The sequence below is a fragment of the Pseudomonas sp. LS44 genome, from assembly GCF_024730785.1.
GTDB lineage: Bacteria > Pseudomonadota > Gammaproteobacteria > Pseudomonadales > Pseudomonadaceae > Aquipseudomonas.
The window spans coordinates 3,149,345-3,162,777 of sequence record NZ_CP102830.1; the positions used below are offsets into that span (position 1 = coordinate 3,149,345).

The 13,433-nt window shown below is 65.8% G+C and carries 8 protein-coding genes; 1 reads left to right on the forward strand and 7 read right to left on the reverse strand.

Annotated features, from left to right (window positions below; genetic code table 11):
- Positions 1–31 precede the first annotated feature (31 nt).
- From NVV93_RS14070 to NVV93_RS14095, 6 genes are all read right to left on the reverse strand, one after another.
- Positions 32–871 carry a DUF4434 family protein gene (locus NVV93_RS14070; protein WP_258251259.1) on the reverse strand — a complete coding sequence of 280 codons (840 nt, stop codon included), beginning with the start codon at positions 869–871 and terminating at the stop codon, positions 32–34.
- A complete protein-coding gene (locus NVV93_RS14075) occupies positions 871–4,026 on the reverse strand; it encodes a phage receptor (protein WP_375162890.1) in 3,156 nt (1,051 codons plus the stop codon). The genes NVV93_RS14070 and NVV93_RS14075 overlap by 1 nt, the downstream gene beginning before the upstream one ends.
- A complete protein-coding gene (locus tag NVV93_RS14080) occupies positions 4,023–6,200 on the reverse strand; it encodes a glycosyl transferase family protein (protein ID WP_258251260.1) in 2,178 nt (725 codons plus the stop codon). The genes NVV93_RS14075 and NVV93_RS14080 overlap by 4 nt, the downstream gene beginning before the upstream one ends.
- A complete protein-coding gene (gene wecB, locus NVV93_RS14085; RefSeq protein WP_258251261.1) occupies positions 6,197–7,348 on the reverse strand; it encodes a non-hydrolyzing UDP-N-acetylglucosamine 2-epimerase in 1,152 nt (383 codons plus the stop codon). The genes NVV93_RS14080 and wecB overlap by 4 nt, the downstream gene beginning before the upstream one ends.
- 168 nt (positions 7,349–7,516) lie before the next feature.
- Positions 7,517–10,585, reverse strand: a complete 3,069-nt coding sequence (locus tag NVV93_RS14090) for an efflux RND transporter permease subunit (RefSeq protein WP_258251262.1) — start codon at positions 10,583–10,585, stop codon at positions 7,517–7,519.
- Positions 10,586–10,590: 5 nt separating this feature from the next.
- Positions 10,591–11,694 carry an efflux RND transporter periplasmic adaptor subunit gene (locus tag NVV93_RS14095; protein ID WP_258251263.1) on the reverse strand — a complete coding sequence of 368 codons (1,104 nt, stop codon included), beginning with the start codon at positions 11,692–11,694 and terminating at the stop codon, positions 10,591–10,593.
- A 104-nt stretch (positions 11,695–11,798) separates the two neighbouring features.
- Between NVV93_RS14095 and NVV93_RS14100 the strand changes: the two genes are divergently transcribed.
- The gene (locus NVV93_RS14100) at positions 11,799–12,443 is read left to right on the forward strand and encodes a TetR/AcrR family transcriptional regulator (protein WP_258251264.1); all 645 of its coding nucleotides are present in this window, start codon (positions 11,799–11,801) and stop codon (positions 12,441–12,443) included.
- Positions 12,444–12,583: 140 nt separating this feature from the next.
- Here the strand turns inward: NVV93_RS14100 and NVV93_RS14105 are convergent, their stop codons facing one another.
- Positions 12,584–13,366, reverse strand: a complete 783-nt coding sequence (locus NVV93_RS14105; RefSeq protein WP_258251265.1) for a class I SAM-dependent methyltransferase — start codon at positions 13,364–13,366, stop codon at positions 12,584–12,586.
- Positions 13,367–13,433 lie beyond the last annotated feature (67 nt).

Genomic DNA, 13,433 nt, shown 5'->3' on the forward strand with positions numbered 1-13,433 from the left:
GGGACGCGTAGTCTGAGCGCAGCGATACCCATCATTTGCGCAATCGCGCGCCCCAGGGTCGATAGCGCAACTCGAACACCGCGACCCGCCGGCAAGCGGTGTCCAGGGCGCCGGGTTTGGCGGGCTGCGCGGCGAACGGCTGTCCTTCCGTGCTGGTCTGGCGGAACGCCTCGCGCACCACGCCGACCGTGCACGGCAGCGCCCGTTCGTAGGCCTGGCGCACCAGCGGCTCCAGGCGGGCGGTGCCGGCGCCGTCCTGCCACCAGACCTGGATGCCGAGCTCGCCCAGCCCGCCCAGCCAGCCGGCATACACCTGCGGCGCCAGCCGGCCACCAGTGAAGGCGCTCAGGTGCAGTGGCGCATCCAGCTGGCCGGCGAAGTCCTTGAGCTGGGCGTGCAGCGCCTGGCGCCGCTCCGGCGCATGGAAATTCAGATCGTCCAGCTCCAGCGGCAGATACCAGCCGGCCACCGGCAGCTGCCAGTCCTGACGCAAGCGTTGCTGCAGCGCCAGCGAGCGACCGAGCTGGTACTGCCAGTAGGAGGCCAGGCCGGCGCTGTCGAGTCCGTTCAGACGCTGGTAATAGTCCGGATCCATATACAACCCGAGCACCAGCTCGAGGCCCTGAGTCCGGGCCTCGCGCAACGATTGAGCCAGCCAGCCGTCGTGGCCACCGAAATCGGCATCGCCATAGGCGCTCCATTGCACCACCAGAGTACGCACGCCCTGCTGGGCGCTGGCTTGCCAGAGCTGCGTCCAGTCTTCCTGGGACAGCGCCGCATCCGCGTTCAGCGGCTGGTAGAACAGGTGCTCCTCGGCCCGCGCCTGGGCGAGCGCAAGCAGTAGGGTCAGGCCAAACAGTAGTCGGCGCATCAGAAGCTCACCTCGACGCCCAGGAGCCAGCCATTGGCTCGTTCATAGAGATTGCCGCCCAGCCCCAGCTGGTACTCGCTGCGCACCGTGACGTGGGCACGGTAGGCGTTGTAACGGTCGTCGCCGTACCAGTATTGCCAGCGCAGGCCGACGCCGCTGCGCAGGTCCTGGCGCCAAGCGTTGTCCGGGTCCTGCGTGGCGAACTCGGCGAAGCCGTAGGGCATCAGGGTTTGCGGCGAGTCGACCGGTAGTTTCCAGGCATGCCCCTGCTGGAAGCGCGACAGCCATTGATGGTCGCCGGCCTTGGTCCACCAGGCGGCATCCAGATAGAGCGAGCGCTCGCTCCAGTCGCTCTCGTCGACGCGCCAGTCGTTGCGGTAATCGCCTTGATCGAGAAACGACGCGCTGGCGCGCAGTAGATAGTCGGTGGAGGTCTGGAAGTACTTGTCACGCTGGCGAATCTCGCGCTCGAACTTCTTCGGCGTCCACAGTGTGTTCCAGCGCTGGCCGGCAAAGACCTCGTCCGGGTTGCCTTCGCTGGGGTCCTGGTTCTGCTTGTACAGCTCGCCGTACAGGTTGAGGTTGTAGTCGCCGAACGGTTTGTAGCGCAGGCCGACGCCGGCACCGAGGTACTGATTGTAGAGCTTGCGCCCGGCGGAACCGGCCAGCACCCGGCCATATACCGACAGACTGCGGCCATCGCGGCTCGGCTCGTCGCCAAGGGCGTGATCCCAAATCGCCTGCTGCACGTTCTGCGCGGCGGCGCGGCGGCGTTCGCCGGTCTGGTCGTTGGGCAGCGGCACGCTGTAGGTCGCGATCCCGGCCGGCGACCAGACGCTGGCCAAGGTCAGGTTGTCGCGCTGTGACAGCGCCTGGTGAGCGCGGCGTTGGCGGTAGCGGCGCGCCTCTAGGCTGCCGTACTCATCGGCGCCGGCCACCGGCTGCTGCTCCAGGTCGATCGCCCGGCGCAGCTCGCGGCGCGCGGCGGTGCCGTCCTCGGCTTCGGCGTAGCGCCAGGCCAGGGTCTCGGCGAGGCGGTAATCCTCGGGGTAGTCGCGGCTGGCCTGCTCCAGGTAGGGGATCGCCAGGCGCCGCTCCGCTGGGGTCGGCGCACCGGCCAGGCGCATGCCGTAGTCGGCGCGGTAGCGCGGCTGGTCCGGCGCCAGGCGCATCGCCTCGACCAGCCAGGCGTTGCCTTGCGCCGGGTCGCCGGCCTGTTGCGCAAGGTTGGCGGCGACGTAGTAATGCTCGGCACGCGGCCGGTGCTGCAGGGCTTCGCGCTGGCGCTGCAGGGCCAGCTGCGGGTCGCCCTGAGCGGTGGCGATGGCCGCACCGAGCGCCCAGTCGTCGGCGGCGGCATGCCGGGCATGCTGCCAATGCCGTTCGGCCGCCTGCGGGTCGCCGGCACCCAAGGCGCTGCGGCTGGCAGTCAGGCGCGCGTTGTCGTTCAGCTCGCGGTCGCCGAAGCCCTGCCAGAGACGCCAGGCGCCCGGCGCATCCCCCGCGGCCTCCAGGGCGTAGGCCAGCGGCAGGCGGCTGTCCCGGTCGCCGCGCTGCAACGCGGCCTGGTAGTAGACCACCGCCGCTCCGGGGCGCTCAGGCATGGAGCAGCGGCCGAGGGCGCGCAGCTCGCCGGTTTCGCTCGGTTGCTCCGGGATCTGCCGGCGCACCAGGTCGCAGCGCCCGGCCTCGGCCAGACGACCGAGCAGCTGTGCCCGCGCGGCCGGGTCAACGTGCGCCAGCAGGCGCTCGATGCGAGGCGCGTCCAGTGGCGTGTCGACCTTGGCGTAGAGTCCGGCCAGCCGCTGCAGCGGTGCTGCTGGCAGGCGCCCGGCATGGCGGTCGAAGGCGCCTTCCAGCAGGCGTTGCGCATGCGCGTCCTGGCCGGCGCGCAGCGCCAGGTAGCTGGCCTGATCGAGCGCCGCGAGACTGCCGGTCTGCCGGTACTTGCGCTCCCACAACGCCTCGGCCTCACCACCGCGACCCTCGCGCTGCAGCAACTCGGCGCGCCGGCGCAGGGTCGCCGGGGTCTGCGGCTGGGCGGCCAGCCAGGCCAGGGCGCGGTCGCTGCGGCCCTGCTGCTGCCAGACTTCCAGTAGCCGCTCGCGCCGCGCCGTGTCCCAGGGCTCCGGCAGATGCTGGCGCTCGAGCAGACCATCCGCCTGCAGGCGCTGGGCGAGGACCAGCCAGGTTTGTGGGTCGGCCTGCGGGTTGCAGGCGTGCAACTGGTCGAGCGCTTCCTCACGGTCATGGCCGGACAGCCACTCGGCGGTCTCCAGACAGGGGTGTTGCAGCTCGTTGCTCAGTCGCCGCGCCAGGGCGCTGTCGCCGCTTTGCCGGGCCAGTTCCCACAACCGCTGCCGCTCGGCTGGGAGATCTTGTTCGTCGGCCGGCAGCCTCTGCAGCCAGCGCCCAGCCAGCTCCGCGTCGCCGGCGGCGATGGCGCGCTCGGCCAGCGCCCGTCGAGCAGTCACGGCGTCACGCTCGTAAGGCGCCTGGCGCAGCAACTGTTCGAGATCGCGCTCGTCCAGGCGCTGCACATAGGCATTGGCCAGCCGTCGCCAACTGGCGGCGGACAGTTCCCGGCGCGCGGCCAACGGCGCCAGTTCGTCGATGGTGGTCTGGCTGTCTTGCAACTGCTCGGCCAGCACCGCCCGGGCCTGGCGCAGGGCCAGGCCATCGTCGCTATTCGGCACCCGGCGCAACCAGTCCAGGGCCGCTTGCGGGCCGGCGCGCCGCGCCAAGGCCAGGCTGTAGGCCCGCCACAGGCGCTGGCGATCCACCGAATCGGCCTTGGCCAGCCAGGCGTCCACCTGGTCGTGGCCTGGAGGATCCTCGGCGATCCAGGCCAGGCGCAGGTCCTCCAGACGGTTTGAGTCCAGCCCGCCGGCAAGCGCATCGCCCTCGGCAAAACGCTTCTGTTCGAGCAACGCACGCACCAGCAGGGCGCGAGCCTCACCGTTGTTCGGCACCTTGCCGAGCAGGAAGCGCGTCAGCCGCTCGACTTCCGCCCAGTTCTGCCGATCGGCCTCGCGGTAGGCACGGTCCATGTAGGGAAAGCTGCGGAACTGCTGGAAGTCGCTGAGTGGCCAACCAGCGCCGTTCACCGCTCCCGCCAGGATCATCGCCAGGGTGCCGGCCAGCCAGCGCTTCATGCGGCCTCCCGAGCGATTAGCCAGGACGCGTGCTGCTCAGCGGCCTGCGTCTGCAGGGCCTGCTCGAGCACTTCCCGGCTGATCAGGCCACGCGCGATCAGGTGCTCGCCCAAGGGCGCGCGTTCCGCGTCGAAGTCAATCAGGGCCTGCCGGAATAGCGACGGCGGCACCAGGCCGCGCACCTGCAGCAGCTCGCCGAGCTGTATCTGGTGCAAACAGATGCGCTCCATCAGTACGGCATCCTCATGGCGGCGCTCCAGTATCTGCAAAACCTCACGGACTTCAGCGGCTTGATGGTGACCGGGATACCAGTGGCGCAGACCGAGCACCACCCGGCCCTGCGGCGCCAGACAGCAGCGCACCGGGCGCTGTAGCTGGCGACTGATGGCACCGAGCGAAACCTGGCCGACCGGCCACTCGCTGGCCAACACCAGACAGTCGCCCTCCTCCGCAACCGGCAGCACCGCGTAGCGCAACGCCAGCCTGCGCGGCAGCTGGGCGATGAGCTGGGGCGTCAGGGTAAAGGGGTCGAGCGGCATCGCCTCCATGTCCAATTGCTCGGCCAATTCCTGCAGCAATTGCTGACTATCGATCAGCCCGCGCAGCAGCAGTTCGCGGCCCAGATGGTTGCGGATCGGACTGGTCAGCGCCGCTTCAAGCTGCGCCTCGCTGATCAACCCCCGCTCGACTAGCCGGTGGCCCAACGGCACGTGCTGCGCCCGACCGATGGTCGGGAACTCGTGGGTGGTCTTGTCCCAGGCGACGCGGCGCGAGTCGCCGGCCTGGATGACCTGGCGCAGCGCCTTGAGATTGGCGAAGAAGTTGACGACGTTGCTCCACACCATGCGCGGTGCCGAGCGCAGCCCCTCGACCACGCCGTAGTAACGGCTGACGAACCAGAAACGCTGGAACAGCCGGTTGACCAGCAACACGCCATTGATCAGCAGTAACGCCGATAGGAAGCGGTTGTGCGTAATGATCGACTGGAAGTGCCAGGCCTCGGGCACCAGCAGGCTGATCAGCGACATGGCCAGCAGCACGAGGAACAGCAGGTTGACCAGAAAGCCCATCCCAAAGGCCAACAGGCCGCGCCGATCTCGCCAGAGGAAGTAGTTGAGCGCCAGCCTGGAGCTCCAGCCGAGGTTGGTGGTGCCCTGGAAGACGATGCCGGTGATCCAGCGCGACTTCTGCCGCACCGCGTGCTGGAAGGTGCGCGGAAAATGCTCGCGTACGCAGATCACCTGGGCGAAATGGCGGTCCATGCCCAGCGCCCAGTTGCGGTTCAGGGCCAGCTTCGGATCTTCCACCGAATAACGGGCGAAAATAGTCGTCATGCCCTTCTGGTTGAGGCGAAAGCCGATGTCGTAGTCCTCGGTGAGGCTCTGCACGTCAAAGGCGATGCCGTCGCCATCCTCCAGCAGGGCGCTGATCGCCCGGCGGCTGAAGCAGGTGCCGACCCCGGCGCTCGGCACCTGGCCGGTCAGTGCCTCGCGCACCACCACGTCCTTGCCGTGGCTCTCGGCGAACTCGTCGACATAGTGCCCGGCTGTCATCCCGCCGAACTCCGAGGCAAAGGGGTAGACCGGCACCTGCACCATGTCCTTGCCCTCGCCGAGCAGGTAGTTGAACAGGCGCAGCTCCAGCGGCGAGATAACGTCCTCGGCGTCATGCATGACGAAGCCGGCGAACTGCACCCGGGCATCCACCTCGAAACGCAGGATGGCGTCGATCACATTGTTCAGGCAGTCGGCCTTGCTGGTCGGCCCCGGTCGCGCGCAGACCACCTTGTGCACGTTGGGATAGTGCAGGCACACGGCATCCACGTCCGCCTGGGTCTGCGGATCGTTCGGGTAGGTGCCGACGAAGATCTGGTAGTTCTCGTAGTCCAGGGTCGAGGCCGCCAGACGGGCCATCTCGCCGACCACGCCGACCTCCTGCCAGGCCGGCACCATGATCGCCAGCGGCTGCTCGGCCCTCTCGAACAGGCGCTGCTCGTCGGCGCGCTCGAACTTGCCGTAGATGCGGTAGCGGCGGATCAGCAGGCGCAGCCAGTAGAAGATGTCGATGAACAGGTCATCCAGGCCAAATACCAGCATCAGCACGGCCAGCACGGTGGCGAGGACTTTCAGGGCATACAGGGCGTAAACCAGGACATTGACCAGTTCCAGACTCATGCACCGGCATTCCCGTACTGCTCGTTCAACCAGAAAACCAGGTGCTCGGCGATGTACTCGCTGGCGTGGCCATCGCCATAGGGGTTGCTGGCCCGGCTCATCTGCTGGTACGCCTCGGCATCGTCGAGCAACAGGCTGGTCTCGCTGACGATGCCCGCCACGCTGGTACCCACCAGGCGCACCGTGCCCGCCGCCACGGCCGAGGGCCGCTCGGTGGTGCGGCGCATCACCAGCACCGGCTTGCCAAGTGACGGTGCTTCCTCCTGGATGCCGCCGGAGTCGGTGAGGATCAGGTGTGAACGGTCCATCAGCCAGACGAACGCCGGATAGTCCAGCGGCGCAATCAGGTGGATGTTGCGGCGCCCGCCGAGCAGCGCATGCACCGGCTGCTGCACCTGTGGGTTGAGGTGTACCGGGTAGACGAAAGTCACCTCGGGGTACTTGTCGGCCAGGATGGTGATGGCCTGGCAGATGTGTTCGAAGCCCTTGCCGAAGTTCTCCCGGCGGTGCCCGGTGATCAACACCAGCCGCCCCTCCCGGGGCAGAGCCGCGAGCGGCGAGCCGGCCGGCGGTTGCCAGCCGGTTTCGTCCAGGTGCGCCTTCATCCACAGCAACGCGTCGATCACCGTGTTGCCGGTGACCTCCATGTTCTCCAGCGGCACCCACTCCTTGAGCAGGTTGTTGCGGGCCACCCGGGTGGGCGGGAAATGCAGGCTGGCAATCACCGCGGTGAGGTGACGGTTGGCCTCCTCCGGCCAGGGCGAGTTGACATCACCCGTGCGCAATCCGGCCTCGACGTGGGCCACCGGGATGTGCCGATAGAATGCGGCCAGGGCGGCGACGAAGCTGGTGGTGGTGTCGCCATGCACCAGCACGACCTGCGGCTGTTGCGCCGCGTAGACCTGATCGAGCCGTCCCAGCAACTGCTGGCTGAGCCCGTTTAGACTCTGCCCCTCGGTCATCACCTGGAGGTTCTCGTCGACCTGCAACTCGAAGGCATCCAGCACCTGCTGGAGCATCTCGCGGTGCTGGCCGGTGACGCAGACGTACAGTTCGATTTCTGCCCGCTCGCGCAGCACGCGCGCCAGCGGGGCCATCTTGATCGCCTCGGGGCGGGTACCGAAGACCATCATTACGCGATAGGACATGGAATCTTTACCTCACTTGGCATATCCGGAGCTCCTGCCCCGTATGAACGCATGAGCGTTCAGAAACATGCTTGATGAGGATCAAGCCATTCCAGCTTAGCCCTGCCGTCAATGGTAGATAAAAGAAACCCGGCCTGCTGGCCGGGTTTCGTATCGCAGAGACAGAGTTCAGCGTTCCTGCTTGACCCGGAACCAGGCCGCGTACAGCGCTGGCAGAAACACCAGAGTCAGTACCGTGGCGACGATCAAGCCGCCCATGATCGCCACTGCCATCGGCCCGAAGAAGATACTACGCGACAGTGGGATCATCGCCAGCACCGCCGCCAGACCGGTCAGCACGATGGGCCGGAAGCGCCGTACGGTCGCTTCGATAATCGCGTTCCATTTGTCCAAACCGGAGCTGATGTCCTGTTCGATCTGGTCGACCAGAATCACCGAGTTGCGCATGATCATCCCCGACAGGGCGATGGTGCCGAGCATCGCGACGAAGCCGAAGGGCATCTGGAACACGAGCAGGAACAGGGTCACGCCGATCAGCCCCAGCGGCGCGGTGAGGAACACCATCGCCGAGCGCGAGAAGCTCTTCAGCTGCAGCATCAGCAACGTCAGCACCACGACGATGAACAGCGGAATACCGGCGTTCACCGAGCGCTGGCCACGCCCGGAATCTTCCACGGTGCCGCCGACATCCAGCAGATAGCCGGCCGGCAGCTCGGCACGGATCGATTCGAGATTCGGCAGGATCTGCTTGGCTACCCCGGTCGGCAGCGTCTTGTCGTAGATATCGCCGCGAATGGTCACCGTCGGCAGGCGGTTGCGGTGCCAGATGATGCCTTCTTCGAAGCCATATTCGAGGGTGGCGATCTGCGACAGCGGCACGCTTTTGCCCGAGCTGGTCGGCACCGCCAGGCTCGGCAGCAAGGCCAGCTCCTGACGCTCACGCACGGTGCCGCGCAACTGGATGTCGATCAGCTCATTGTCCTCGCGGTACTGGCTAACCGGCGCGCCGGTCAGCGAGCTCTGCAAGAACCTCGACAGCTCCGCCGTGCTGATGCCCAGGGCCCGCGCACGCTCCTGATCGATGTTCAAGCGCACCACTTTGCTCGGCTCTTCCCAGTCCAGGTGCACGTTCACCACATGCGGGTTGTCGCGCACTTTGGCGGCGACCTTGCGCGCTAGCGCCCGCACCTCGTCGATGTGCTCGCCGGACACGCGGAACTGCACCGGATAACCCACCGGCGGACCATTCTCCAGACGCGAAACGCGGGTCCGCACGGTGGGGAATTCGTCGTTGACGGTGTCGATCAGCCAGGTGCGCAGCTCTTCGCGATCCTTGATGGTCTTGGCCAACACCACGAACTGGGCGAAGCTCGCCGCCGGCAATTGCTGATCGAGCGGCAGATAGAAGCGCGGCGAGCCGGTGCCCACATAGGCCACATAGTTGTCGATACCCGGATGGTTCTTCAGCAGCTCCTCGAGGCGTCCGGCGACCGCCGCAGTGTTGGTCAGCGAAGCGCCTTCGTTGAGTTTCAGATCGACCATCAGCTCCAGGCGCCCGGAGGACGGGAAGAACTGCTGGGGAATGAAGCGGAACAGCACGACGGAGGCGACAAACGCGGCGGCGGTGAGGAGGATCACCGTCTTGCGCCGCCGCACGCACCACCCCACCACGCGCCGAACGCGCTGGTAAAACGGGGTCGAATAGGGATCGTGACCCTTGTCGCTGCCGCCGTGCTTCTCGGCATGGCGCTTGGCTAGATCCGGCAGCAGGCGCGCGCCCAGGTAAGGCACGAACACCACTGCGGCAATCCACGAGACCAGCAGGGCGATGGTCACCACCTGGAAGATCGAGCGGGTGTATTCACCGGTACTCGATTGCGCAGTGGCGATTGGCAGGAAGCCGGCGGCGGTAATCAGCGTCCCGGTGAGCATCGGGAAGGCCGTACTGGTCCAGGCATAGCTGGCCGCCTTGAGCCGGTCGTAGCCCTGCTCCATCTTGATCGCCATCATTTCCACGGCAATGATCGCGTCGTCGACCAGCAAGCCGAGGGACAGCACCAGGGCGCCGAGGGAAATCTTGTGCAGGCCGATGTTGAAGTAGTACATGGCGGCGAACGTCATCGCCAGCACCAGCGGAATCGATAGCGCCACCACCAGGCCGGTACGCAGGCCGAGCGAGAAGAAACTCACCAGCAGAACGATGATCAGCGCTTCGGCGAGCACGCGGACGAATTCGCCGACGCCGGTCTTCACCGCCGCCGGCTGGTCGGAAACCTTGCGCAGCTGCATACCGGCTGGCAGGCTTTCCTGCAGGCGGGCGAAATCTGCCTCGAGCGCATCGCCGAGCACCAGAATGTCGCCACCGGGCTTCATCGATACCGCCAGACCGATGGCATCCTCGCCCATGAAGCGCATACGCGGCGCGGGTGGATCGTTGAAGCCACGCTTGACCTCGGCCACATCGCTGATGCGAAAAGTCCGGTCGCCGACCCGGATCGGAAAGTCGCGAATTTCCTTCACCGAGTCGAACTTACCGCTGACCCGCAGCTGCACACGGTCGCTGGAGGTCTCGAAGAAACCTGCGGCGGCTATCGCGTTCTGCTCCTCCAACGCCTTCTGCACCGCGGCCAACGGCAGGCCGAGAGTCGCCAGCTTGACGTTGGACAGCTCAATCCAGATTTTCTCGTCCTGCAGACCGATCAGGTCGACCTTGCCCACATCCTTGACCCGCTGCAGTTGCAGCTGAATGCGGTCGGCATAGTCCTTGAGCACCGCATAGTCGAAACCTTCGCCGGTCAGTGCATAGATATTGCCGAAGTTAGTGCCGAACTCGTCGTTGAAGAACGGCCCCTGGATGCCCTGCGGCAGGGTGTGGCGGATGTCGCCGACCTTCTTGCGCACCTGGTACCACAGCTCGGGAATCTCCTTGGAGGTCATCGAATCGCGGGCGATGAACGTCACCTGCGACTCGCCCGGCCGCGAGAAGGACAGAATCCGATCGAAATCGCCGGTTTCCATGAGTTTCTTCTCGATGCGCTCGGTGACCTGTCGCGACATCTCCTCGGCGCTCGCGCCCGGCCATTGGGTACGCACCACCATGGCCTTCCAGGTGAATGGCGGATCCTCGCTCTGGCCCAGCTTGGTGTAGGAGATGGCGCCGACAATGCCCAGCAAGAGCATGAGATAGAGGACGATCTGGCGGTTCTGCAGCGCCCAGGCGGAAAGGTTGAAGCCCATCGGGATTACTCCTTACCAGCCAGTTTGACCGCACGATTGGCACGGTCCACCGGATGCACCTTCTGACCTTCCTGTAATACCTGCACGCCGGCGGCGACCACCCAATCGTCGGCGCTGAGCCCTTCGAGTACCGGCACCAGCTTGTCGGTGTACGCGCCAATGCGCACCAAACGGCGTTGGATGGTCGAGGTTTGTGGATCGACCACCCACACGTACGGCTGATTGTTCTCTGCGGTTAGCGCCGACATCGGCACCGCCAACGGCACATCGCCATTCGCCTGCACGAACACGCGGGCGCTCTGGCCCAGCTCGGCACGCACTTTGCCGTCCTTGAACGACACCCGCGCCGCATAGGTACGCGACTGTGGATCGGCGGCTGGCGACAGCTCACGAATTTGTCCGGCAAAGCGTTCACCGGGTTGCGACCAGAGTTCGACCGCAACGGCCTGGCCGATCTTGAAATGCTCGATGGCATGCTCAGGCAGGCTGATCAGCACTTCCCGCTCGCCATCGGCCGCCAGGGTGAATACGGTTTGTCCGGCGGCCACAACCTGACCGTCCTCGACCCGCCGGCTGGCAATCACGCCCGCCGCTGGAGCACGCAGCACCGCATAGTCGGCCTGGTTGCTGGCGACATTGAATTCGGCGCGGATCTGCTTCACCCGCGCCGCGCCGGCGCGGTACTGGTTTTCCACGGTGTCGTATTGCGAGCGGCTGATCATCTGCCGCTCCAGCAAGGTTTTGTAACGGTCGCGTTCGCTGCTCACCAGCTTCAGGTTGGCTTCGGCAGCGACCACCTGGGCGCGCGCGGCATCCAGTTGCAGGCGCACATCCTCGGGGTCGAGCTGGGCCAGCGGCTGATCCTTCTTGACCCGCGCGCCGCTGTCGACCAGGCGTTTGCTGACCTTGCCGCCAATCCGGAAGGCCAGGTCCGGCTCCAATCGCGCGCGCACCTCGCCCGGATAGGCATCGACCGCTTCACCAGCGGGCTGCGGCTGCACGACCATGGCGGGGCGAATGGCCTGAGCCACCTGCTCCCCGTTACCACAAGCAGCGAGCAGACAGATAAGAGTCAACGGCAAGACATGAGGCGGGATGCGGCGACGCATGGCAGTGCACCTTACGAAAGAAACGGTTTGAATATTTATACTGCGCGGTATAGTAAAAATACCAAACTCACCAGTCCAGTATTCCTGAGCGAATAAATCCACAAATGTCTGACAATTCGTTGCAACCCAGCGGGCCCGGCCGACCCAAGGACCCCGCCAAGCGCAAGGCCATCCTTGAGGCCGCCAAAACCCTGTTTCTGCGCAACGGTTTTGACGGCAGCAGCATGGATGCAATTGCTGCCGAGGCGGGGGTTTCCAAGCTCACCGTGTACAGCCATTTCACCGACAAGGAGACCTTGTTTTCCGCCGCAGTAAAGGCCAAATGCGAAGAACAGTTGCCGGAACTGATGTTCGAGCTGATCGACGGCGTACCCATGGAAACGGTGCTGATGAACATCGGCCGCGGGTTTCACGCGCTGATCAGCAGTGGCGAGTCGATCGAACTGCACCGCCTACTGGTGACGCTGGGCAGTCAGGACCCGACGCTGGCCAAAATGTTCTTCGATGCCGGCCCGCAGCGCGTACTGCACGAGATGGAACACCTGCTGGCGAAAGTCCACGCCAGCGGACAGCTGCAGATCAGCAAGCCACTGAACGCCGCCGAACACTTCTTTTGCCTGATCAGGGGCGGCGTCAACTTCCGCCTACTGGCCGGCTGCGGCGAGCAACTCAGCCCGAGCGAAGCCGAAGAACACGTCCAAGAAGTAGTCGAACTGTTTATCCGCGCTTATCACCCGCGACCCGACTGAGTCTGTAGGGTGGGTTAACTGTAGGCGTAACCCACCAAGCTTTGCGGAATTCCGACGCCCCACAAGCGGTACCGCTGGCGGGTTACGCCGCTACGCGGCTAACCCACCCTACAAAAGCGGCTACGCGCTGTGCCTGCCGCTCAGTCTTTATCCAGCGCCTTTTTCGGATAGATATCGTAGCGGCTCGATTTGCCTTCCAGGCTGTAGCCCGGCTTGGGCCCGTCGATGATCGGCGCCTTGCGCGGGCGCTTGACCACCACCCGGTGACTGGCCAACTCCAGCGCCGCAGCGAGCAGCGCCGGGGCATCCAGATCGTCGCCAACCAGCGGGCGGAACAGGCGCATTTCCTTCTTCACCAGGGCGCTCTTGTCGCGGTGCGGAAACATCGGATCGAGATACACCACTTGCGGCGCCGGGCCTTGCCAACCGCGCATGCGCTCGATCGCATTGCCGCTGAGCAGCTGCATGCGCGCCGCGATTGCCGCCACCTCGGGCGAGCAGGCCGCGCGAGCCAGTCCATCCTCGAGCAAGGCGGCGATGATCGGCTGACGTTCGATCAGGGTCAGCTGGCAACCCAGCCCGGCCAGCACGAACGCGTCGCGCCCCAACCCCGCCGTGGCGTCCACGATCCGCGGGCGGATACCGGCCTGCACGCCGACCGCCTTGGCGATCATCTGCCCACTGCCGCCGCCATACAGGCGCCGATGCGCCGCCGCGCCTTCGACAAAGTCCACCCGCACAGGGCCTGGCGCCTGCGGGCCGAGGTCGACCAGTTGCAGACCGGCGTCGCCCAGTTGCAGGGCGAACTGCGCCTCGCCGCCCAACGGCAACCCAAGCCGCTCACCCCAACTGGCCGCCTGCGCCGCATAGCGCGGTTCCAGCGCTTCGACGCGCACCAGGATTGTTTCCAGCTCGTCACTCATTGCCACACGCCCAGTCTATCGATCCGCAACCAGCCGGCATTTTGCCAGAGCGGCGCGGAGTTTTTCC